18 protein-coding genes and 3 pseudogenes are annotated in these 23,172 nt (G+C 61.9%); 15 read left to right on the forward strand and 6 right to left on the reverse strand.

Annotation, left to right across the window (positions count from 1 at the left end; all coding sequences use genetic code 11):
- Positions 1-40: 40 nt before the first annotated feature.
- From AAFX91_RS22625 to phnF, 4 genes and pseudogenes are all read right to left on the reverse strand, one after another.
- On the reverse strand, positions 41-445 hold the full coding sequence (locus tag AAFX91_RS22625; RefSeq protein ID WP_394567944.1) for a Rid family hydrolase: 405 nt from the start codon (positions 443-445) through the stop codon (positions 41-43).
- A 48-nt stretch (positions 446-493) separates the two neighbouring features.
- The gene (gene pip / locus AAFX91_RS22630; RefSeq protein WP_394567945.1) at positions 494-1,450 is read right to left on the reverse strand and encodes a prolyl aminopeptidase; all 957 of its coding nucleotides are present in this window, start codon (positions 1,448-1,450) and stop codon (positions 494-496) included.
- A 178-nt stretch (positions 1,451-1,628) separates the two neighbouring features.
- Positions 1,629-1,952, reverse strand: a pseudogene (locus AAFX91_RS22635) (transposase); the annotation flags it as partial.
- 124 nt (positions 1,953-2,076) lie between these two features.
- Entirely contained in the window at positions 2,077-2,811 is a 735-nt protein-coding gene (gene phnF, locus AAFX91_RS22640; RefSeq protein ID WP_394567946.1) for a phosphonate metabolism transcriptional regulator PhnF, read from the reverse strand.
- 195 nt (positions 2,812-3,006) lie between these two features.
- Between phnF and AAFX91_RS22645 the strand changes: the two genes are divergently transcribed.
- From AAFX91_RS22645 to AAFX91_RS22670, 6 genes and pseudogenes are all read left to right on the forward strand, one after another.
- Positions 3,007-4,206, forward strand: a complete 1,200-nt coding sequence (locus tag AAFX91_RS22645) for an ABC transporter ATP-binding protein (protein WP_394567947.1) — start codon at positions 3,007-3,009, stop codon at positions 4,204-4,206.
- Positions 4,203-5,159: a carbohydrate ABC transporter permease gene (locus AAFX91_RS22650; RefSeq protein WP_394567948.1), complete on the forward strand. Its 957-nt coding sequence runs from the start codon at positions 4,203-4,205 to the stop codon at positions 5,157-5,159. The genes AAFX91_RS22645 and AAFX91_RS22650 overlap by 4 nt, the downstream gene beginning before the upstream one ends.
- A pseudogene (locus AAFX91_RS22655) lies at positions 5,156-5,998 on the forward strand (carbohydrate ABC transporter permease). Before AAFX91_RS22650 ends, AAFX91_RS22655 begins: the two are co-directional and overlap by 4 nt.
- A gap of 19 nt (positions 5,999-6,017) precedes the next feature.
- Entirely contained in the window at positions 6,018-7,271 is a 1,254-nt protein-coding gene (locus AAFX91_RS22660) for an ABC transporter substrate-binding protein (protein WP_394567949.1), read from the forward strand.
- Positions 7,272-7,276: 5 nt separating this feature from the next.
- Positions 7,277-8,143 carry a class I SAM-dependent methyltransferase gene (locus AAFX91_RS22665; protein WP_130581623.1) on the forward strand — a complete coding sequence of 289 codons (867 nt, stop codon included), beginning with the start codon at positions 7,277-7,279 and terminating at the stop codon, positions 8,141-8,143.
- Between the two features lie 63 nt (positions 8,144-8,206).
- The gene (locus tag AAFX91_RS22670; RefSeq protein WP_394567950.1) at positions 8,207-9,121 is read left to right on the forward strand and encodes a metallophosphoesterase family protein; all 915 of its coding nucleotides are present in this window, start codon (positions 8,207-8,209) and stop codon (positions 9,119-9,121) included.
- Positions 9,122-9,657: 536 nt separating this feature from the next.
- On the opposite strand, the gene AAFX91_RS22675 is transcribed toward AAFX91_RS22670, so the two are convergent.
- Complete coding sequence (locus AAFX91_RS22675; protein ID WP_245476601.1) at positions 9,658-10,230, reverse strand: hypothetical protein; 573 nt, start codon at positions 10,228-10,230, stop codon at positions 9,658-9,660.
- A gap of 451 nt (positions 10,231-10,681) precedes the next feature.
- Between AAFX91_RS22675 and AAFX91_RS22680 the strand changes: the two genes are divergently transcribed.
- The 9 genes and pseudogenes from AAFX91_RS22680 (at position 10,682) to AAFX91_RS22720 (ending at position 21,731) form a co-directional block, all read left to right on the forward strand.
- On the forward strand, positions 10,682-10,900 hold the full coding sequence (locus AAFX91_RS22680) for a hypothetical protein (RefSeq protein WP_394567951.1): 219 nt from the start codon (positions 10,682-10,684) through the stop codon (positions 10,898-10,900).
- Positions 10,901-11,224: 324 nt separating this feature from the next.
- On the forward strand, positions 11,225-12,184 hold the full coding sequence (gene exbB, locus AAFX91_RS22685; protein WP_130581620.1) for a tonB-system energizer ExbB: 960 nt from the start codon (positions 11,225-11,227) through the stop codon (positions 12,182-12,184).
- A gap of 5 nt (positions 12,185-12,189) precedes the next feature.
- Positions 12,190-12,621: pseudogene (gene exbD / locus AAFX91_RS22690) on the forward strand (TonB system transport protein ExbD); the annotation flags it as partial.
- 612 nt (positions 12,622-13,233) lie between these two features.
- Positions 13,234-13,485, forward strand: a complete 252-nt coding sequence (locus AAFX91_RS22695) for an energy transducer TonB (RefSeq protein ID WP_394567953.1) — start codon at positions 13,234-13,236, stop codon at positions 13,483-13,485.
- A 162-nt stretch (positions 13,486-13,647) separates the two neighbouring features.
- Entirely contained in the window at positions 13,648-14,943 is a 1,296-nt protein-coding gene (locus tag AAFX91_RS22700; RefSeq protein ID WP_394567954.1) for a TIGR03118 family protein, read from the forward strand.
- Between the two features lie 325 nt (positions 14,944-15,268).
- Positions 15,269-17,425, forward strand: a complete 2,157-nt coding sequence (locus AAFX91_RS22705; protein WP_245476600.1) for a peptidase domain-containing ABC transporter — start codon at positions 15,269-15,271, stop codon at positions 17,423-17,425.
- A 34-nt stretch (positions 17,426-17,459) separates the two neighbouring features.
- Entirely contained in the window at positions 17,460-18,794 is a 1,335-nt protein-coding gene (locus tag AAFX91_RS22710) for an HlyD family type I secretion periplasmic adaptor subunit (RefSeq protein WP_245476599.1), read from the forward strand.
- Positions 18,791-20,656 carry a tetratricopeptide repeat protein gene (locus tag AAFX91_RS22715; RefSeq protein WP_394567955.1) on the forward strand — a complete coding sequence of 622 codons (1,866 nt, stop codon included), beginning with the start codon at positions 18,791-18,793 and terminating at the stop codon, positions 20,654-20,656. Before AAFX91_RS22710 ends, AAFX91_RS22715 begins: the two co-directional genes overlap by 4 nt.
- Positions 20,657-21,038: 382 nt before the next feature.
- Positions 21,039-21,731, forward strand: a complete 693-nt coding sequence (locus AAFX91_RS22720) for a response regulator transcription factor (protein ID WP_130581615.1) — start codon at positions 21,039-21,041, stop codon at positions 21,729-21,731.
- Positions 21,732-22,104: 373 nt separating this feature from the next.
- On the opposite strand, the gene AAFX91_RS22725 is transcribed toward AAFX91_RS22720, so the two are convergent.
- A complete protein-coding gene (locus AAFX91_RS22725) occupies positions 22,105-23,037 on the reverse strand; it encodes an HpcH/HpaI aldolase/citrate lyase family protein (protein ID WP_394567956.1) in 933 nt (310 codons plus the stop codon).
- Between the last annotated feature and the right edge of the window lie 135 nt (positions 23,038-23,172).

Consider the following 23,172-nt stretch of genomic DNA (forward strand, 5'->3'; position numbering starts at 1 on the left):
GACGCAACCTCGGACCGGCCGACAGTCGGAGCTACATCCGTCAAGCGAAAGTAACATCCTCAGGTGAGGCAATACGGGGGGTCAATATTGCAGGCCGAATGACAGAATGGGCCCGGGCGATATGTTGAGTGTCAGCCATGTCGATAACGTACACCACCGTACGAACGACGTGGTGCATTCCGGCGCCGGTCTGGGCCAGTGCGTCGGCTATGATCGCCAGTGCGGCCTTGGCCTGCCCATACGCATCGCCGCCGAGTTGCGGCGGGCGGGCCGTTGTACCGGATACAAATACTTGGTTTCCAACTCGGACGGCTCGCGAGTATCCGTACGTGTCTTCAAAGGCATATCCGGACGAGATGTTCTGCCTTAACAACCGAGTTCTCCTGCGTTGTTGCTGGATAAGCGTAGGTGAATCGCGACGGCAGTCGCGTGCGTTCGAGCGCAACGGCGCATCGCTTGTTAGCAGAACAGGCGGCGGTCAGGAGAGTGACGGCTACAGTGCAGCAAACTCGTTCAAGGCATCGACTACCAGGGCCATAAAACGGTTGCCGCCGCCGTGTCCAGCGTCATCGAGAATGTGTAGCCGGCTAGTCGTCCATCGACGCGACAGCTGCCAGGCGGTGATCAATGGGCCGCTGACATCGTACCGCCCGTGGATCAGAACGCCGGGGATGCCCTTCAGTTTAGGAGCATCGCGGATCAATTGGTCCTCTTTGAGAAAGGCCGCGTGGCGCCAGTAATGTGTAACAAGCCGGGCAAACCGCAGGCGGAACTCCGGATCCTGATAGCGCGCGTCTGGTGCATGACCGGGCGTCAGCGAAACATGCGCATTCTCCCACGCGCACCATTCGCTTGCCGCACGGTCGCGGAGCGCCGGATCCCCTTCAGCGAGCATCGTTGCATAGGCATCGACCAGCGACAGGTGCCGCAGATGATGGGGAATTGCATCGGCGAAACGCTCCCATTCCCGCGGGAAGATTCGCCCAACATCCTCCGTAATCCATTGCACCTCACGGCGCGAGGTGGTGGTTACGAATCCCAAAACCAGTGCATTCACTCGATGGGGATGAGCCTGGGCATAGGCTAGGCCGAGCGTGGTGCCCCAGGACAGACCGAGAATGGTCCAGCGGTCCACGCCGAGCATCACGCGCAACATCTCAATGTCGGCAACCAAGTGCATTGTGGTATTGGCACTTAGGTCAGCGTTGTGATCGCTCGCCAGCGGTCGGCTCCGCCCAGACCCGCGCTGATCGAACAGCACGGCGCGATAGAGGCTCGGATCAAAGAAGCGACGCTGCCCCGCCGAGCAGCCCGAGCCTGGGCCACCGTGCAGGAACAGCGCGGGCTTGGCCTCGGAATTACCGCAACTCTCCCAATAGACCTCATGCCCGTCTCCCACATCGAGCAAACCACTCACGTATGGTTCGATTGGCGGGAACTGCACCGACATTTGCGGAATCCTTTGATTTCAGGGACAGTATAGCAGCGCGTCAAAGTCAATCGACGAAACAACGGCGCATGAACATGAGGAGCGGGGGCGTTACAACCGCTGGCGGTTATGCTCCACGTTTAAACTGTCGAGCGACGGCGGTCATTGTCTGCGGAAAACGAGGCCGTATGAGGAGAAATCATGGAACTGGCATTTCGAGGGATCTTCCTGACCAGCAAAAATCCAGAGGCGGGGGATTGTCCGAGGATGCGCGCTCGATCGCGTAGAGCTCGTCGATCTGACGCAAGGCGTCTGTTGCCACAGGTGATCCGGTGGCCTCGGCTACGTCGTAGAACTTGCGGCGGGAGGGACTCCAAGAGGCGGCGGGAGTGATGCGCTCCTTGTCGGCCAGCTGCTCGAAGCCGGCGAATGCGTCGACATGCAGGATGCCTCTGAAGTCGGCAAGATGCGCGACCGGACGCTCAGCCTTGGGGTCCGGGGCGAACAGATGGACTGCAGCCGGAGGCTCAGGTCCACCCCATGGCCGCTGATTGCGGGCGTAGACCCAGAGCCGGCCCGATGTACGACGTCAAGCATCTGATCGGCAAGAGGCCACGCTGATGCTTGGAACCAGATGACACGATCGATCAATCGCCGCGCTTCACGACAAACTGGACGCGTTCTCCCGCAAATCGGGTCTCGTGGTAGACGATCGGACGCTTGTCGCGATCGACGTCGACACTCTCGACCGCGAGGATCGGCGTCATCGCGGACTGTCGCAGGTGTCGGACCTCGTCCTGGGAGGGGTTGCGTGCAATGACGCGGGTCGTTTCGCGGGTGTAGTCGTGGATGCCGAACTGGGCGAGCGTCTTCGTGATCGACATGGTCTGGCGATAGACCGCACCGAAGCCCTGAAACCGGCGGGCGGGAAGATAGGTGTCGCCAATGCTGATCGGTATGCCGTCCGCTTCTCCGATGACCTGAATGAAGACTGACATCTCGCCCTCGGCCATCTCCAGTGCCGCGCAAGCCCGAGCGTGAGCCTTGCGCTCGCTCACCTCCAGAAGCGTGCGGCTGGGCTCGCGACCCTGGAGCGCGACATTGGTGCTGAAGCGCGTGCGCTCTCCGATCTCGTAGTCGATCATGCCGGGGACCAGATAGGAGCCGCCGCCCTTACGCTTGAAGATGATGCCGCGCTGGACGAGGCCCGCGATGGCCTGGCGCGCGGTGTGGCGGTTGACGCCGAAGCGCTCGGCCAATTCGTGCTCGGACGGCAAGCGTCCGGCACCGTCAAATCGTCCGCCCTGAATGTCCTGCAGAAGCGTTTGCTCCAGCTGTTTCCACCGGGGCTCTTGAGACTCCGCAGATAGTTTGGGCCGCATCCGGATTACCACTCGAAATCAGGGTTGGTCAGGGCTCCCGGCCATGCTTGTCCTAACAGGACCCGCATAGCCACAAGCCACCTGCCGAACCCTGTGGGCAAGAAGGTCAGATTGTCATCCAACTGTAGCAAAATCTGTCTAGACAGATTTTGGCCGCAAGTCGAGAGGGCTTGCGCCGGACAGGATGGAACAGGGATGGCAGCGATCAGCCTTGACAGGCTATCGAAAGATTATGGCGGCAGTCCTGTTCTGGATGCCGTTTCTCTCGACATCGAGGACGGTGAATTTCTCACTCTGCTCGGGCCGTCCGGTTGCGGAAAGTCCACGCTTCTGCGGATCATCGCAGGCCTCGAGGCGCAGGATTCCGGCACCGTCGTCATCGGCGGGCTCGCGGTCGACGGGCTGCGCCCGAAGCAGCGCGGCGTCGCCATGGTCTTTCAGTCCTACGCGCTCTACCCGCACATGACGGTCGCAGCGAATATGGCGCTGCCGTTGAAGATGCGTCGCCTGAGCCCCTTGCAGCGCTTGCCTATCGTTGGCCGTCTTCTTGCGGGAACGCAAGCCAAGGTCCGGCAGATCGAAGAGGACGTGCGCCAAACCGCGAGCGCGCTCGAGATTGAGCATGTCCTTGGCCGGAAGCCCGGTGAGCTCTCCGGCGGCCAGCGTCAGCGCGTCGCCGTCGGACGCGCGATGGTGCGCCGTCCGTCGGTATTCCTGATGGACGAGCCGCTCTCCAATCTCGACGCCAAGCTGCGCGTCACCATGCGCGCGGAAATCAAGCAACTGCATCGCAGACTCGGCGTGACATTTGTCTATGTTACGCACGACCAGGCCGAGGCGATGACGCTCTCGGACCGGGTCGCCGTGATGCTCGACGGAAAGCTGCGGCAGGTTGGCCGGCCGCTTGAGATCTATGCCGATCCGGCGGAACGGCGCGTGGCCGAGTTCATCGGCTCTCCGAAGATCACCATGGTCGAGGCGCGCGTCGGCGAGGGTGGAGGGATCCACGTTGGTGGCCACATGCTGGCGATCGAAACCGGCCGGCAGCCGGGCAGTTCCGTCGTGCTCGGCATCCGGCCGGAAGCTTTCACCCCGGTCGCTTCGGGCGGACGGGGAGAATTGCTCGCCGGACGGGTGCGGCTCGTCGAACACCTGGGTTCGGACCTCTATCTCCATCTCGACGCAGAGGGACAAGCTGAACCGGTGATCGCGCGGCTGGATGCGGAGCGGGCGCCTCATGTCGCTGCCGGCGAACAAATTCATCTGGCGGTGCGCGCCGAGCGGGTGCTGCTGTTTGCGCCCGAAGGACAGCGAATCCGAACCTACGCCGACCGCCGACCTCCCGCCGCCGTCGTCGACACGAACGTTGCGGCCAGACGCGGGCATGCGCGATGAGGATGGTGATCGGCGCGCGGTATGACGCCTCATCAGGCCGATCGGACACCGATCCGCCGGCCAAGGTACTGCCGGCGCGCAGACCAGGGGAGGCGCTTGCAGCCGTCGCGCTCACCGGTCCCGCGACAGTGCTGCTGCTCATTCTTTTCATTTTGCCGGTGGCCGCCATCGTTGCCATCGCCCTGACCGATTGGCAGTTCGGGACGACGAGCTTGCATTTTGTCGGCTTGACCAATTTCGAGGGGATATTCGCTGATGAGGCTTTCGTCGCCTCGCTGCGCAACACGCTCGTCTACGTGTCGATCGTGATGCCGGGCACCGTGCTGGGGGGCCTTGCTATCGCGCTCTTGATCGAAAGCGGCAGCACCCTGCGTGACTTCTATCGCGCCATCCACTTCCTGCCATTCATGGCAACGCTTGCGGCCATGGCGATCGTCTGGGAAGCGCTGCTCCATCCCACCATTGGCCTCGTCAACAGCACATTCGCAGCGGTCGGCCTCCCCACCGCCAACTGGCTGCGTGATGAGGCGACGGTGCTGCCGGTGCTCGCCGTCATCGGCATCTGGCAGAATCTCGGCTTCGCCATGGTGCTGTTCCTCGCTGGCCTCAAGAGCATTCCGCAGGATCTCTACGACGCGGCTGACATCGATGGCGCCGACCGATGGCTCGATCGGTTGATGACCGTGACGCTGCCGATGCTGGGGCCGGTTGCCATGTTCGTGGTCATTGTCGTGGCGCTCAGGGCCTTTGAAGTCTTCGATACGGTGCAGATCCTGACCCGGGGCGGCCCCGGTCACGCCTCCGAGGTGCTGCTTCACACGCTTTATCGCGAGAGCTTCGAATTCCTGCGCGCCGGCTATGGCGCCGCCATCACCGTCGTCTTCCTCGTCATCGCGGTAACGCTCACCTTGATTCAGGCCCGCCTGATCGACAAGAGGGTACACTACCAATGAGCCGGGCCGGTTATCGTCTGCCGTGGCCTGCGGCCATCGCGCGCCATGCCCTCCTGCTCGCAAGCGGCGGGCTTATGCTCCTTCCCTTTGTCTGGATGACAAGCCTGTCATTGAAGCCGCCGGCAGAGATTTTTCGAACCTCCTTTTCGTTATTGCCCGAGCACTGGTACGCGATCGAGAATTACGGGAGGGCGCTCACGGCGGCGGCGCTGCCGCGCTACATGGCAAACGGCGCTCTTGTCTGCGCCGCGATTCTGGCGCTGCAGATCCTGATTTGCGCGCCTTGCGCCTACGCGCTCGCCAAGCTGGAATTCAGGGGGCGCGACCTGCTGTTCGGCCTCGTCCTGGTTGGCCTCTTGATACCCCACCAGGTGCTGGCGGTGCCGCTTTTTATGCTCGGCTACAGCCTCCGCCTCCTCAACAGCTATGCTGCGCTGGTCTTCCCCTTTGTCGTTTCGCCCTTTGGCATCTTCCTGTTCCGGCAGTTCTTCAGATCGATTCCCGACGACGTGGTCCATGCCGCGCGACTGGACGGCCTCTCCGAGTTCGCGATCGTCTAGCGTATCATGCTGCCGATGGCGATGCCGGCCGTCATTGCCTTCTCGATCTTTTCCGTCGTCTCCCATTGGAACGACCTGTTCTGGCCCCTGATAGCGGTGAAGTCGCCAAACCTGATGCCTCCGGCGCTGGGCGTTGCGATCTTCCACGGCGGCGAAGCCAGCACCGAATACGGCCCGCTGATGGCCGGCGCCGTGCTCGTGATCCTGCCGCTTGTGCTTGCTTTCGTCGTCGCCCAGCGCTGGTTCATCGAAGGGCTGACCTCGGCTTCCCTGAAATAACGATCTGGCGGAGCGCGCGATGCGGATCTCTTTGGCAATCTCTTTCGTCTGTGGGCTGATCGGTCTCGCCACCACCAGTGCACAGGCCACCAACCTGCATGTTCTCTATGCCTTCGACCGGACGACGGCTCAGGCACATCAGGAAATCAAGGAGCGTTTCGAGAAGGAGAATCCGGGTATTACCGTCGAGTTTCTCGCCGCGGCGCCGAACTACGAGGATGCCTCGCAGAGCATCATCCGAAACGCCATGATCGGCGATCTTCCGGACGTGACCTTTCAGGGTCTCAATCTTGTGCGCGGCCTGGTTGACCGCGGCATCGCCGTTCCGCTCGATCCTTTCATCGCAGGTGACGGCGGCGCCGACAAACTCGGCTACGACGCCGGCATGCTGCGGGTTGGCAGTGTGAACGGCAAGACCTTCGGCATTCCCTTTGCGGTCTCGACGCCGCTCCTCTACGTGAACGCCGACCTGGTGAGAGCGGCCGGCGTCGAGATGGATGCCTTTCCGACGCGCTGGGAAGATATCGTCGCGCTCGGCAAGAAGATCGACGACCCCGCGCGCAACATCATCGGCTTCTATTTCCAGTGGGACATCACCGGCAACTGGATGTTCCAGAGCCTGCTGTTCGCCAACGGCGGAAGCATGATGTCGTTCGACGAGAAAGCGATTGCCTTCGATCAGCCCCCCGGGCTCGCGGCCCTTGCAACCCTGGAGCTTTTCGCGAAGGCGAGAATGCCGAACCTTCCCACCAGTCAGGCGCGACCCGCGTTCATGGCCGGCAAGATCGGCATCTTCGCCGACTCCAGCTCCAATCTCGGCGCCGCGACGCGGCAGATCGCCAAGTCCTTTGAGATGCGCACCCTGTGCTTTCCGCTTGGCGCGGCCGGTGGACGGCTGCCGGCTGGCGGCAATCTCGCGGTCATGTTGTCCAAGGATCCGGAGAAGCAAGCCGCGGCGTGGCAGTACATCAAGTTTGCCACCGGCCCGATCGGCCAGACGATCATGGCCCGTCATACCGGCTATCTGCCGAGCAACAGCGTCGCGATCAAGACGCCCGAGCTGCTGGGCGATTTCTACAAGGCCAACACCAATTTTCAGGCCAGCATCGCCCAGATTCCGATCCTGACGGGATGGTACGCCTTTCCGGGGCCGAATGCGGTCAAGATCATCGACGTGATCAAGCGGCATAGCGAGGCCGTCGTCACAGGCAAGAAATCCGCCGCCGAGACCATGCCCTCTTTGGTGGCCGATGTTCGCAAGCTACTGGAGTGATCATCATGGCTGAGCATCGCCTCTCCTCGCAAAGCGACAGTCCGTATGACGGGATCGCGGACTGTTACGACCGAGCGCGGCCGGACTATCCGGCCGCCGTGCTTGCAATCCTTTCAGTCCAGGCCGGCGAGCTCGTGGCGGATGTCGGCGCCGGTACCGGCATCTTCAGCCGGCAACTGGCGCAATCGCTTCCCGATGCTCGCGTGATCGGCGTCGAGCCGGGCGCGGATATGCGACGCGCAGCGGAAGCGGCCTCGCGTGAGGTGCCCAATCTGTCCTTTGTCGCTGGAGCCGCCGAAGCTCTGCCGTTCCCGGACGACAGTCTCGCGCTCGTCACGGCGGCGACCGCGGCGCACTGGTTCGACCGGCCGCTGTTCTATGCGGAGGCGTTCCGGTGCCTGCGCGAGCGCGGCCTGCTCGCGATCGTGCAAAATGTGCGGCGATGGTGGGACAGCCCATTCCTGGCCGCCTATGAGGAATTGCATGAACAGACCGTGCAGGGCTATCGGCGCGGCACCTTCCCGGCCGGCGGCGGCCGCTATGCCGCAATAGATGCCGCCGGCGAACTGCGTGGGCATCCGCTGGCAAGCGAGGTCCAGGAGCACGCGTTCTATTGGCGAATGCCGATGACGCGCGAGGCATTCGTCAGCTTCAGTTTGTCGTCGACCATCACACAGCGGGCGATCCGGGGGATCGGCGAGACCGCTTATCTCTCCCGCCTTGCAGCGATACTGGATCGCTGCGACAGTTCCGGCGCGTTCGATGTGCCTTACGTCACAAGGCTGGTCGTGGCTCCGAAGGCGTCGCCGTCCGATCGACACGCGATCCGGACCGAAGATCGGAAGACACATACGGCTTCCGCGGTTCGTTGAAACGCGCCGCGACACCTATGCCAGATCGCGTGCTGCGGCACGCGCGAACCAAGGGCCCTTGTCATGACATCGCCGTTCGCGTCGCGGATCGTCCAGATTTCCGATACGCATCTCAGCCGTCGCCGTCCGTTTTTCCATCACAATTGGGAACTGCTGGTCGATCTCCTGGCCGCCGAGGCGTGCGATTTGATCGTCTGCTCGGGTGACATGACGGTCGATGGCGCCGATTTCGAGGAAGAGCTCGCGTTCGCCTCGGAGCAATTCCGCAGGATCAAGCGGGATATCCTCTTCGTACCGGGCAACCATGACATCGGAAACAGCCGGCCTGACGTCAGGGGCAGGGAGAGCGTGATCACGGCCGAGCGGCGCGAGGCCTATATCCGCCATTTCGGCGCAGACTTCTGGATGCGGGAGGTTGGGACGTCGTTGCGCCTCTTGGGCCTGAACTCGATGCTGTTCGGCAGCGGCCTGCCGGCCGAAGCGGAGCAGAACGAGCTTATCCGCGCCGCAGCCGAGCAGGCCGATGGACGTCGCCTCATGATCTTCCAGCACAAGCCGCTTTATCTCGCGAGTGCCGCTGAGGACAAGCCGACGCAAGGCGCGCTTTATCCCGAACATCGCCAGCTCCTGCGCCAGATGCTGTCCTCGCGCGGTGAGGTCACCATCGCCTCGGGGCACATCCATGACTACAAGACCGATGCCTGGGACAATCTCCAGCAAATCTGGGCGCCTTCGACCGCCTTCGTGATCGACGCATCGGGTCTGCTTTACCCGCGATATGGTGTCCGACGCGTGGGTTATCTCCGGCATCTCTTCGAGGGGGATCGACATACACACGAGTTCGTCGAACCCGATTGTTTCATCGGCATTGATCTCGGAAACTGGATGCGTGCACCCGCCGGCTTCCACGCTCGATACGCCAAGGAGCCATTGCGCGGCCTGGTCCTCGAAGGCCGCGCCGCATGTCAAACTGGATAGCGCCAAGCATCCGGGGATGACCTATTCCTTGTGGTTGCAGGATCGGACGGAATTATCCTTAGTTTGCTGGACGAGAGGCGGACGTCGGTCTTAATCTGCAAATCAATCAGCGTCCCAAGCTGGCGGCTTGCTCGGTAGAGTTCGAAGCACAGTTAGATCACGCACAAAAGGCGGCTTTTGGCGGACTATGGAAGCGCCGCCAAGCTGGTTACGCTGCCCGGCGAAAAGAAAACACGGGTTCCGAAATAGTGGGTTTGGCGATGTAGCGGACCCCCGCTACCACGGGCCACGATTTTGTACGCAAAACTACGATCCTCTACGATGTTGTACTCCTGACGGTAGCGGTTCGAGCCCGCTCGCACGGATTGTCTCAGCCGCGAAAAGGCGGCGAACCTTCTGAGAGTCAGATAGATGTCACAAGCGCGGCGTTGCGGGGCGGCCGGCCCCGCAGAAGGGGTCGGCCGAGACAGAAGGGCTCGGACGCAGGGGAAGGCGTTCCTCTTCTGTGTGCCGGCGCAGGTTTGTCACATGTCGCTTCAGCGTTCGCGTGGGCCATAGAAGTTTGCTGAAAAATAGTCGATCAGTTCGGCAGCCTGGGTTCCTTGTCTGAAACGCCGCTGTTCCTCGAAGTCGACGGAAGGGATCATATGGATGAACTGTTGGTCGGCATAGCGTGGCATCACTGCTTCGGGATCAAGCCCACCGGACCACAGGCCCGCTATATTGTTTGCTACTTCAATCGCGGCGCCAATCATGACGTCAGCCAGTTGCACCGCTGGACTCGTCTTAGAATCAACCTGTGTGACCTCGGTGAGCTTGAGCGGGAATTTGAACGACGTAGTTTCGGTTTGGCGAAACTCGATTTCCTGGTCGTGATCGATAAAACGCTGCAGCAGCTCATGGTAAGTGAGCAGATTTTTTGACTGGTCGTGTTCGACGCGATAGGGCCCGTCTGCCATCGCTTCCATTCGGCCGATGAGCGACTGCAACACCACTAGCGCAGCGTCGGTGTTAACGCCGGGCGTCGCGATTGCCGAGAGACATTCGGGTGCGGCGTACTGGGCGAGTGCCCATTTTCGGCCGGATAAGCCCGGTGGTGCGACCGGCAAGTGATTGATTCCTCTCAACCCGTAGCTGTCCCTCAATCAGCGGGTCCCAGGTTCGAGCCCTGGTGCGCCCACCAAGCAAAAAACCTTCTTCTTCAACAAGTTACCAGTATGGTTGCCGAGACCAAAACGGGTCTCGCGCGAGATTCTGACCGCAAACGGTCGCACGCGTGTGACCGTTGATTGTTCTCTGAATGCTCTTATCGGAATCCGGCATGCGAGGGACCATCGAGATGAGTCGCAAGGATCGCCGTCGAATACCATCGTCAGAAGGAAGCGGAGCACCGCGCGCAGCCGAGTGTCCTTGACCAGGAGATTGCTGGAACTGATGGGCCGCTTGCGAAACTACACCCACTGCGCCTAGAAGCGGGATGGGATTAGATTGAATCGATTGAGGATTCCCAATCACATCGGTTCTGATTCAACATGCTGGCCGGGAAGGAGGCCAGCATGGATGGGGCGAGCGTATTCGATCTACGTGAGCGCGTGGTTGGCGCCGTCCGAAATTACTAACCCGATTGAGCAGTTCTTCGCGAAACTCAAGCATTGGCTTCGTAAAGCCGGAAAGCGGACCACCGAGGCCGTCTACGATGCCATTGGTCCGATGCTCGACACCGTCACACCCGCCGAGTGCTCAAACTACTTCAGCAACGCCGGATATGCTCAAACCTGATCTCATCGCGCTCTAGCTGTGGAGCCTCAAGAGGTTGTCCTTGGTGAGATCGAGTCTGCTGATCGGCGGGCGTGGCAATGCGCTTAAAATGGCGAGGCTGCAGCACATGATCGGCTCGCGCGTCACATGATGACCGCGATGAAATATGGAGCGCTCCGATGTTGCAAGCGAAGCTGTCAACAAGCAGGTGTCAATCATGCGTGCGTCGGCCTGACCCGCCCATCTTGGTAAGGCTCGAGCACAGGAAGATCAGCAGCTGCGCTCCGTGAGCGAGAAGGGAACTGACCAAGAATGACAATAGGGCGAGTCACGAGGCGGATTGCCATGCTGAGAGCCTGGCCTTTAATTATAACGCTTGTCGTCGCACAAATGATCGGCGCCTCCATCGCATCGGCGCAGGATGCGGTCACATCCGCGCCCACGGCCTCGGAGCGCAATAACTCCCCGCCGGCGACCGGTGGCGCGCCCCAGGAAAGCGCGACATCCACATCTGACGAGCGGTCGCTTGACAGACCGGCCGGAGCTCAGATGAGTGCCGCCGCTGCTTCCGATCGGCGTGCCGACCTGCCACATGACCTGTCGCCTTGGGGCATGTTCATGGCGGCGGACTGGGTGGTGAAGACCGTGATGATCGGGCTTGCCTTTGCCTCGCTTGTGACCTGGACGGTGCTGCTCGCGAAGGCCATCGAGGTCGCCTGCGCCCGCGCCCGGGCGAGGCGGGCGTTCGACGTCATCATGGCATCTCAAAACCTCGCTGCCGCAGATCATGCACTAGCCAACCGCGGCGGACCTGCCGCGTTCATGGTTCGGTCTGCCGGCGAGGAGATGGCCCAATCGGCGGCGGTCCTGGATTATGCTGGTGACGGCGGTGTCAAGGAGCGCGTCGTTTCCCGGCTTGCCCGCATCGAAGCCCAGGCCGGCGGGCGGCTGACAAGGGGCACGGGGCTGCTCGCCACCATCGGTGCGACCGCGCCGTTCGTTGGTCTGTTCGGGACCGTCTGGGGCATCATGAACTCCTTCATCGGCATCTCGCATACGCAGACCACCAATCTTGCGGTGGTTGCCCCCGGCATCGCCGAAGCGCTACTCGCCACCGCGTTCGGCCTTGTCGCGGCGATCCCGGCTGTTGTCATCTATAATGTGTTCGCTCGTGCCATGACCGGCTATCGGCAATTGCTCGCCGACGCCGCGGCCGGCGTCGAGCGCTTGATCAGCCGCGATCTCGACTTCCGCAAGGTTCCCGCCAATGCAAAGCCGGCGGCGTCTGCGCTGGCAGCGGAGTAGGCGTCATGGCCGGCGGCATTCGTGAGCGCTTCGGTGATGAACTCGAGGACAACCACGACATCAATGTCACGCCATTCATCGACGTGACGCTGGTGCTCCTCATTATCTTCATGGTGGCGGCGCCGCTCGCGACCGTCGATGTCCATGATGATTTGCCGGCGTCAACCGCCAAACCGGCCCCGCGTCCTGACAAGCCCGTCTATCTGTCGCTGAAGGACGACCGCACGCTCAATCTCGGCAACGATCCAGTGACACGGGAGGGGCTGCAGGCAGCGATCGACGCCATCACGCAAGGCGACAAGGATGCACGAATCTTCATGCGGGCGGACAGGACCGTCGACTACCAACATCTGATGGAGGTGATGAACCTCCTGCGGGAGGCCGGCTATCTCAAAATTGCGCTGGTCGGCCTCGAAACGAGACCCACATCAGCCCAATACGATAACGCTCCGGGAATAATCAGCCGACACCGTCGGTGGCAGGTGCGCCGTGAGCTATACAAGCGGATTCGTCACGCGCGACGTCAAGGTTGCAGAGACCTTGCTCTGGACCTGCGCCTTCCTGTTCACACTCGGCCTCCATGCCGGGATCGCCGCCTGGCTGCTCCGGCCGACGTCGGTCGTCGCCGCTGATAGTTCGCCGCCTGCCGCCATCATGATCGAATTGGCCGACACGCCGCAGGCGACAATGACGGAGATGAACGAGATCACCCCAGACCCGAGGTCTACTGAGGAGAGTGTCGCTCAGCTTGAGCAGAAGCAAGAGGAGACGCCCGAGGAGAAACCTCCTGACCCGGTCACCGAACCCGAACCTGAGCCGGTCGAAGAGAAACCCTTATCCCTGGAAAAGGTCGAGGTCCCACTTCCGGCGGCTCAACCAAAACAGGAAAGCCGAAGGAGCAGCCAAGGCCTCGCAAGCAACAGGCGTCGACCCAATCGCACGCCTCGGTTCAAGCACAGGCGCAAGTTCACAGATCAGACCGCTCCGCTGCCGCACAAACGGCATCCGGCGTTTCCTCTGTGTCACCGGCCAATTGGCAATCGCTGCTGATGGCGCATCTCGAACGACGCAAGCGCTATCCACCGAGTACGCAATCGCGTGGTGAGCGTGGTGTCGCTTATGTACGCTTCACCATTGACGACAGGGGCAACGTGCTGTCCGCGAGTCTCGCCCGCTCGTCCGGCTTTGCCGAACTCGATCAGGAGGTGCTCGCCTTGGTTCGCCGCGCGTCGCCGGTGCCGGCGCCACCGGCCGGCGCTAATCGGGCCATCACAGCGCCCGTGCGCTTCAGCAGCCAATAAGCGCAATCATGGAGATGATCGACAACCAGAAGCAATGCATGTTGTCGCAAGCACAAGGCTGTCTCCTGCCAGTCAGCTTTCCAACCGGGACCCACACCTATCCCGCGGCCGGCCTACCGACCATGAGAGGCGACATCCGCATCTGCCAGGTGTCACCCGATCGTGAAAAAACTAACAAAAAGGTCATTTGAGTCGGCGCGAAGTCCGAACAGATACTATAGGTTGTCGCTCGTGCCCCACGGGCGTTCAGAATTTCCCTTTTCCAGAAACGCTGTCACCTCCGAAAGGGGATGGCTTCAGATCAACGTGCCGTCGACCGGGGCGGAAGACACGCGCGTTACGAAACTGGAGGAAACCATGGACGCAATGAGCCTGGATCACGACCATCATAACCACCATCACCATCATGAAAACCAGGAGGAGGTCGCCTTCACGCAGACCAATCTGGTCTCGGATACCCCTGGCGCCGCGCCGACGATCGATCCAAACCTCATCAATCCGTGGGGCGTTGCCCACAGCTCGACCAGTCCTTTTTGGGTCTCGGACAACGGCACGGGCGTGGCGACAATCTATGATGGTGCCGGAATGCCGGCCGGGCCTAAGCTTGTAACGGTCGCCGCGCTCCCGGGCCAGGACCATTCCGATCCCACCGGGCAGGTGTTCAACGGCGGAGGCGGTTTCGACATCAGCAGCGACGGAACGACGGCGTCCTCGCTGTTCATCTTCGCAACTGAGAGCGGCACCATATCCGGTTGGAATCCCAAAGTGGACCCCACAAGCTCGGTCATCGCGGTCGATAAATCGGGCGACGGTGCCGTCTATAAGGGCCTTGCGATCGGCAGCGACGACGACGGCACCTTCCTTTTCGCCGCCAACTTCCACAACGGAACGGTCGATGTCTTCGACCAGAACTTCAAGCAGGTGAACAGCTTCACCGATCGGCATCTGCCGAAGGGCTATGCGCCCTTCAACGTCCAGGTTCTTGATGGCCACTTGTTCGTTACGTTCGCATTGCAGGATGCGGACAAGCATGATGACGTTGCTGGTGCCGGCCACGGCTTTGTGGACGAGTTCGACCTGGAAGGTCACTTGCTCAACAGGGTGGCATCGCGCGGGCCGCTCGATTCTCCGTGGGGCCTTGCGATCGCGCCCTCCAGCTTTGGAGAGTTCGCCAACGATCTTCTTGTCGGGAATTTCGGTGACGGCACGATTAATGCCTTCGATTTGAAGGACGATCATTTTGAGGGCAAGTTGCTTGATGCCAAGGGTACGCCAATCACCATTGGCGATCTCTGGGCCCTCGTTCCCGGCAATGGCAGTGCCAACAGCGATCCCAACAAGATCTACTTTACGGCCGGCGTGGAGAACGAGGCGCATGGCCTGTTTGGCAGCTTGGCGGCGATCCCTGAACCGGATCGATCCACCATGTCGATGCCGGGCTCGCATCCGCACGGCTGAGGGCCGGGCCAGCGCTTACCGATGGCGTTTGGCTTTGCCCGCTGCACGGGTGACTCAAACGAGGACGATGCAGGCTTCCGCCGAGGCTTGAAGCGGCGACAACGCCCGCCTCGCCGAAGCGAATGCCTCGCCCGTTGGGTTGAAGATGGATTGGAAGGGGCCGCTCGTGGAGCTCTTGGGCGGGCAGACTTTCGGCTTGGGCATCCATAGCGCGGGGCTGGTATCCGCAGCCAGTCCTGGCGATGGGTGTCGTGCGGTGAGGAATGGCGCGGCACGCCATAGCAGTGCCGGCGGCGACGAGATCCACCCACGCCTGGCGGCCGCGATGAATGCGGCCAGATTCCATGGCATGGAGCTCGATCCGCGCGAGTTTCCCTGCATCCATGGTGAGCAAATGCCGTCCGCTGCGGCGCTTTCCGCCTGGCTACAGAACGCCGGCATGTGGGCACGAGCGGTGCGGCTGCGATGGCGTCAACTGATGCGGTTGCAGGACGCCGGGCCGGTGGTGCTGTTGTTCACCGATGGTGGCGCCGGATTGTTGGTCGGCGTGAATGCCGAGCACAATGTGGTCATCCTCAGGGATCCTCGCGCTGGCGCGAGCGAGTGCGACATTGCGGTGGACCAGCTGCGACTGGAGCGGGTCTGGTCAGGCGAGGCGGTCCTGCTGCGCGCGCGGCGCGGGCAGCCGGAGACCGACAGACCGTTTGGCCTGAGCTGGCTCGCCGGCCTTGTGCTGCAGGAGAGGCGATCGCTGCGCGATGTGGGGCTTGCGTCGCTGACGCTGAGCTTTCTGACGATCTTTCCGCCATTGCTGGTCATGAACGTGGTGGACAAGGTGCTGACCCACAATAGCTACTCGACGCTCGCGCTGCTCAGTGCGCTGCTCGCCATTGCCGCCGTGTTCGAGGTCCTCCTCGGCTACGCCCGCCGGCTGATCGTTCTCGTCATAGGCATGCGACTTGACGCAAAACTGAACCTGCATGTCTTCAACCGCGTGCTGCGGCTGCCGCTTGACTATTTCGAGCGGCACCCCGCCGGCGAAACGATGCACAAGATTGTGGAAGTGTACAGGGTCCGCGAATTCCTCACCGGCAAGCTGCTGAGCACGTTCCTCGATTTGACGACGCTCATCGTACTGCTGCCATTCCTGTTCTATCTCAACACCTTCCTGGCATCGATGGTTCTGGCCTGCGCGGCGTCGATCATGCTGGTTATTCTTTCTTTCTTGCGGCCGCTGCGACACGTGTTCGGCAGGGTGGTTCGCGCCGAGACCGAGAAGGCATCGGCACTAGGCGAGACCGTTTTCGGCATCAAGACGATAAAATCGCTCGCCCTGGAGCCGCAGCGCAGGGCGCTGTGGGACGCGCGTGTCGCAGATGCCGCGGCGTGGCGCCTCGCCTTCGGCAAGCTGACGAATTGGCCCCAGACGATCGTCGCGCCGATCGAACGCTTCATGTCGGTCGGTATCGTGCTGGTGGGCGCCTACATGGCCCTGACGGACAATACCGGCTATGCGGTCGGTGCGCTGTTCGCCTTCATGATGCTCAGCATGCGCGTCGCCCAGCCGCTCGTCGGGCTGGCGCGTCTGATTGAGGATTACCAGGGGGTTTCAGCCGCGATCGGCGAAGTCGCCTCCGTGCTGAATCGGCCGCCGGAGGCGGAGGCCGCATTTGGCGGGCTGCTGCCGCGATTTGCCGGCGCCATCTCATTCGAGGATGTCACCTTCACCTATGAAGGCACGAAGATTCCTGCGCTCGACCGTGTCACGTTCGAGGTGCCGGCCGGCACGATGCTTGGTATCGTTGGGCGCAGCGGATCCGGCAAATCGACATTGGCGCGGCTGTTGCAAGGGATCAACCGCGACTACAGCGGCTTCCTAAAGATCGACGGCAACGACGTGCGCGAGATCAATCTGCGTCACCTGCGCCAGAGCTTCGGTGTCGTGCTGCAGGAGAACTTTCTGTTCCGCGGCTCGATACGCGACAATATCATCGCCGGACGGCCCGGGTTGACGTTGGACGACGCTGTGCTCGCCGCGCGCCTCGCCGGTGCCGAGGAATTCATCGAGCGCATGCCGAATGGCTACGAGACGCTGATCGAGGAAGGCTCGCCGAACGTTTCAGGCGGACAGCGGCAGCGGATTGCAATTGCGCGCGCACTGATCAACGATCCACGAATCCTGATGCTGGACGAGGCGACCAGTGCGCTGGACCCGGAGAGCGAGGCGCTGCTGAACGCCAGTCTGCTTCGCATCGCACGCGGCCGGACCATGGTGATCATCTCGCATCGCCTGTCGTCGTTGATTGACTGTGATCAGATCCTTGTCCTGGAAAGGGGCAAGATGGTTGACATCGCGCCGCACCGCTTGCTCCTCGAACGCTGCGCCATCTACCGCCAGCTCTGGATGCAACAGAGCCGCCATCTCGACAGCCAAGGGCTACGTCATGCCGCTCTTGCTCACTCGCCGGTCCGGCGCGGCTAGTCCCACGAGCCGATCGGAGGATTCGACGCTTCCGGTGCTCTTGGAATTCCAGTCGCCGACCAAAGCCATCATTGCCGCCCCAGTCCCCGGCGCGGCGCGCGGCACAATCTGGATGATTGGCAGCATGTTCGCCGCATGCATCGCGGCGATGTGGCTGATCCCGATCGACAGGGTTGTGACCGCACAGGGAAAGGTGGTCTCCCAGGCGCCGATGATGGTCGTGCAACCACTGGAAACGTCGATTGTCCGCTCGATCGATGTGACGGAAGGGCAAAGCGTTCATCGGGGCGACATGCTTGCTCGGCTTGATCCTACCTTCGCCGGCGCCGATGTCGGCGCGCTGCAAGCCCAGGTCTACAGCCTGCAGGCCGAGGCGGCGCGCATGCAGGCGGAGGTGGAGGACCGGTCCTTCCAATATTCCGGAGTTGATCCGCCGATGTTGCTGCAGGCTGCGATCCATGCGCAGCGCGAGTCGGAACGGAGGTCAAAGCTGGAGTCGTATCGTCAGAAGATCGATGCCCTGGCATCGACAGCGGCGCGGTCGACCACGGATGTAACGGCCTTCCGCGAGCGGTTGGCCGTCGCGCAAACAGTGGAATCGATGCGCAAGAAATTGGAGGCACTGCAAGTCGGCAGTCAGCTCAACGCCTTGATCGCAACCGACAACCGGCTCGAGATCGAGCGCAGTCTGTCCACTGCGATCAAAACGGGCGAGAGCGCCAAGGCCGAACTCGCCGCCATGATTGCCGAGCGTGACGCCTACGATCAGAATTGGCGCGTCCAGATCGCCCAGGCGCTGTCGGAAGGATCCCGAAAGCTGAGCGATGCCCGGGAATCGCTGAACAAGGCGCGGTTGCGGCGCCAATTGATCGAACTGCACGCCGAACGAGATGCCACGGTGCTGACGGTTGCCAAGGTTTCCGAGGGCTCCGTGCTGCAAACGGGCGAGCAACTGATCACGCTGGTGCCCGTTGATGCCCCTCTTGAGATCGAAGCGAACATTGCAGGGCGTGATAACGGCTTCGTCCACGTCGGTGCCGCGGTGGCGGTCAAGTTCGACACCCTTCCGTCGACACAGTACGGTTTGGCGTACGGAACGGTTCGCACCGTCAGCGCCGACAGCTTCACCGCGCAGGACAGCACGAAGGCCCACTCTGGCTCGGTTCCTGTGAACCCCGCCAACACCGAGCCCTTCTACCGTTCGCGCATCACCCTCGACCGGTTGATGCTCCACGACTTGCCGGCTGGCTTTCACATTATGCCCGGCATGCCGGTTGCTGCCGACATCAAGGTCGGCAAGCGCACTGTCATGGCTTACCTCCTTGGCCGAATTCTACCAGTGATGTCGGAGGGAATGCGCGAGCCATGAGATGCACCGGCAAAGTGACCACGAGCCGCAAGAATGCACGTACAACGCGGTTGAGTTTTCTCGATCGTATCATCAGCCTGCTGTCGGCATCGGCAGCACTGCGGCGCGCAATCCACCTGAGCAAGCAGTCCCGCGTGACGCAGGCCTTCATGCTGTTCGCCCGTGCCGCCGGCGCTGGCATCGCAGAGGCCGAATACCGGGTCGGCCGCTGCTATCTGGAAGGTTCGGGCGTCCCGGTCAGCCTCACAGAGAGCGTGCGTTGGCTCGCGCGTGCCGCGGCTCAGGACCATGTTGAGGCCCAGTGGTTGCTCGCCGCGCTGCACGTCCACGGCTCTGGCACCTCAGGGAACCGGCAGGCTGTTGCAGGCAACTCGAGCGTGGCAGGCCTGTTCTCAGGCGAGATGGCGCTAGAACCCGATTTTGTGGCGGCGGAGAAATGGGCGCGGCGGGCAGCCGAGCACGGCTCCGCAGACGGACAGGCTGTGCTTGCCTACATCCTGACCTCCGGCCCGGAATCGATGCGCAACCTGGAGGAGGCGCGCCGGTGGTCTCAGCGCGCCGCCGAAGCCGGTTGTCCTCAGGGCGCGCTGGGATACGCACAGTCGCTGGCGCGATCGGTCACCGATGACGAAGGGCGGCGCAAGGTGGTCGAAAATCTCCGGCGTGCGGCACAGGCAGGGTTGGTACCGGCGATTTATCTGCTTGGTGTGATGACTGAACGCGGGGTTGGAGCGGAACGCGACCTCGCGGTCGCGGCCGAGCTCTACCGGCAGGCGGCCGTCAAGGGCTATCGCTCCGGCCAGGCGAGCTGGGGACGCGCACTGATGTGCGGGCTTGGAGTCAAACCAAACCTGGCAGAAGGCGAGTCGTGGCTGCGCAGGGCGGGGTTGGCCGGTGATCCGGACGCGGCGGCGCTTGTCGGCGACTTATATGTCAGGGGCGGATCGTTGCCGCCCAACTACGCAGAGGCGGCGATCTGGTTCCGCCGTGCGGCAGAGGCCGGCCACCACACGGCGGCGCGGGCGCTTGGCTTGCTTTATCTGACCGGCGCCGGGGTGGCGCGCGATCCGAGAGAGGCGGCGAACTGGCTCCGGATCTCCGCTGACGCCGGCGATCTGCAGGCCCGGGTGGATCTCGCCAACCTTCTCCTGCGAGGTGTCGGTGATGGCGACCCCGAAGACCTGGCTAAGGCGCGCCATTGGCTCGAGCAGGCAGCTGCGGCCGGCGATCTGGTGGCGGCACTCAACTACGGGCTCTGTCTGGCGGCGGGCGTTGGCGTTGAGCGGGACGAGCGGCAGGCGACCCAGTATCTGCGCCGAGCGGCTGACGAAGTTGCGAGCGCGCAGTACTGGTATGGCCGCATGCTTGTCGATGGACGTGGTGTCGAGGCAAACGCCGAAGCAGGCCGCGCGTGGATTTCGCGCGCCGCCGCGGTCGGCATCGCGGACGCCGAAGCGGCGCTGGCGGAGATGATGGTGAACGGCCGGGGTGGCCCGCGCGATCCTCTCGCGGCAACGGCGTTGTTCGAGAAGGCTGCCGGCAAGGGTCATGTCGGCGCCATGTTCGCCCTAGGCTTGCTGAGTGGCGGTGGCTATGACGTGCCGACCGACCGCACGGTCGCGCAGCACTGGTTCCGAGCGGCCGCTGAGCGGGGGCATGCGGAAGCTCAGAAAATGCTGGGTCGATATTTAGCGCGCGGGCTGGCGGGCGAACGCGATCCGGAAGCGGCACGTCTATGGCTAGGGCGTGCGGCAGCGCAGGGGCTGGCGGACGCAGAGCTCGATCTCGCATCCATTCGCCCCATGCTGCCGACGCAACCATGCGAACGGGCACGTCATGTCACCGATCTCGCGGATCTCTGATGCAGCTTTAAACAGTCTGCGACTGAAAAATCGATATGCGCCCTATTGGTATTATTATACTATCGCAGCGGCAATACACCGAGTGCACCGCGCCACCATTGATCGACTGAGCGCCTAGCCAAGCGTCTAGCACTAACAGCTCGCCCTTTCAACCAAAGCTGCGACGGCACACTCGATCCAATTGTAAGGCTGAACGCGTGAACCGGACCGCGGCTACCGCGAATGGTCAGGCTTCGTACCCACTCGATCCCGCCAATGTCCTAAATGATCGGTCGTCTCCAAGTGCCTGCGGAATTGTCCATCAGCGGCGGTGTTAGTGCATTGACGTCTCAATGCGACCGACACGATCCCGAAGCCCGGAACCCGCGGTGGAGGTGATGTCATGCCGAACTGCACGCGTCGTGTTCTCGTCATCGAGGATGATTGGTGGACTGCCAGGGAGCTTGGTAGCTGCCTGGGTGCCGCTGGCTATGACGTCTCAATCGCGACTGATGGCGAGAAAGGGCTGCGCCTTGGCCGCGCCGCCGAATATCTCGTCATGACCGTCGATCGCATTTTGCCGGACATTGATGGGATCGAAGTCATCCGGCGCCTCAGGCAAGACGGAATCGGGACTCCCGCATTGATCATCAGTGTGCTCGGTGAAGTTTCTGATCGCGTGGACGGTCTGCGTGCAGGCGCCGACGACTACCTCGTGAAGCCGTTCGCCTGCGCAGAAATGCTTGCTCGTGTTGATGCGCTGTCTCGGCGTGGCACCTCAGTTCGCCAGGAAACCGTGCTGCGGGTCGGCGATCTGGAGATGGACCTCGTGGCTCGAACCGCGTCCCGGGCCGGCCGACAGATCGGGCTAAGGCCCCGGGAATTCAGACTCTTGGAGTATCTTGCTCGCCATACCGGTGAAGTCATCACTCGAAGTCTGCTGCTGCAGCACGTCTGGGGTCTGCATTTCGATCCTGCGACGAATCTTATTGATGTCTACGTCGGACGTCTGCGAAGAAAGATCGATAGCGAACAAGCCTATCCAATCATTCATACAGTTCGCGGTGTGGGATTCTGTGTCCGGCCCTCTGCTTGAGACTTCACAGTTGGGTCTCGGACCGAGGTCGAGGTGTACGACCTACACCAGCCTTTTCACGCGCGATCTCGTGGCGCAGCACTTCGATACCTGGAATATCTGAAGGGCGGTGAAAGAAACTCGCGCTCAAAGCCGTTTGCTTTGTCCACGAACGTCAATCGAGCGCTGGATGGCACTACGCGGATCGCGCCACTGGATGCTTCAGCGTCTCCAACGAGCACAGAAAGACTTAGCCCGAGCCCGCGAGCAATCTTGCTCGCGATCGGAATAGTTCGGCTTTTTTCCTCTTTCAGCTTTCGACAGCCTCGCGCGGCTGACGATCCGCGCGGCCGGATCGCACTTGATTTCGCGATTCCCGGGAAGATTTCCGAATTTAAAGCTGCCACTTCTTCGGATCGCTGTAAGCGTCCAATGCACTCTTGGCGGCAGCCTTCAGAAAGTTTTGGTCGTTCGAGACAACGTAGGCGGTCGCGCCGATGTCTCGCAACGCCGCAGCGTCCTCCAGGCTTGACACTAGCACCATCATCGGCATCCTCGCGGCATTGGCCGCCGCGGCAATCCTTGCGACCGCCTTTTTCATTCCCGTGGCGCCCATCGACGCAGTCAGATCACCCCTTCCGATGAAGAAAGCATCGAGCCCACTTTGCGACGCGATGGCGTCGATTTCGTCCAGTGCGGCTTCATCCTCGATCATCGCTATACAGGCGACCCGGGCATCCTGTTCGTCCATGTGATCAGACATGGAGGCACCGCCAAATCGGCCCGCTCGGGTCGTGTTCGAAAAGCCTCGGCTTCCCCCGCGATAGCGACAGGCTTGAGCGATCGCCTTCGCCTTGGCCAATGAATCGCAATGGGGAAGGAGGACGCCGGTGGCACCGCAGTCTAGAACAGACAATATGCTGGCGGCTGTTGGCTCCGAAATCCGCACAAGCGCAGCCGTTCCACTCGCTCTGGCAGCAAGACAAGCCAGATCAATCGTGCCGCGGTCGAAGGGGGCATGTTCCTGATCGACAATGACGAAGTCGTAGCCGACGTCACCGATAATCTCGATCGCGTGACTCGTCGGCGTCTTGATGAATGTTCCGAGAACATGCTCACCCTTTCGAAGCCTTGAGCGAAACTCCGTGACTGGCGAACGCAGGCTGGCCATGTTTTCTTCCTCTCGCAAAAAAGCAACTTCGTTCGGCGCCCAATCAGCCGGCAGGTCGGCATCGCTTGGGCGGCCTTTGGAATTGTGGCGCTCGGTTGGACGACGACCGTAAGGCTCCGGACGTTTGTTCTGGAGCGCTTTCGACAGTGATTTCATCAAATGAAACTCGGTTTTGCAGGCCCGGGCGCCGCGGGCCGGTTGTCCGGCTTCGGACCTGAAATGGACCCGCGGAGCGGGACCGCTTGAACCGGTTTGTTAGTTGGAAACTGACCGCTCCTGATCCCTTTCTAT

This window comes from Bradyrhizobium sp. 31Argb, assembly GCF_043638955.1.
Taxonomy (GTDB): domain Bacteria; phylum Pseudomonadota; class Alphaproteobacteria; order Rhizobiales; family Xanthobacteraceae; genus Bradyrhizobium.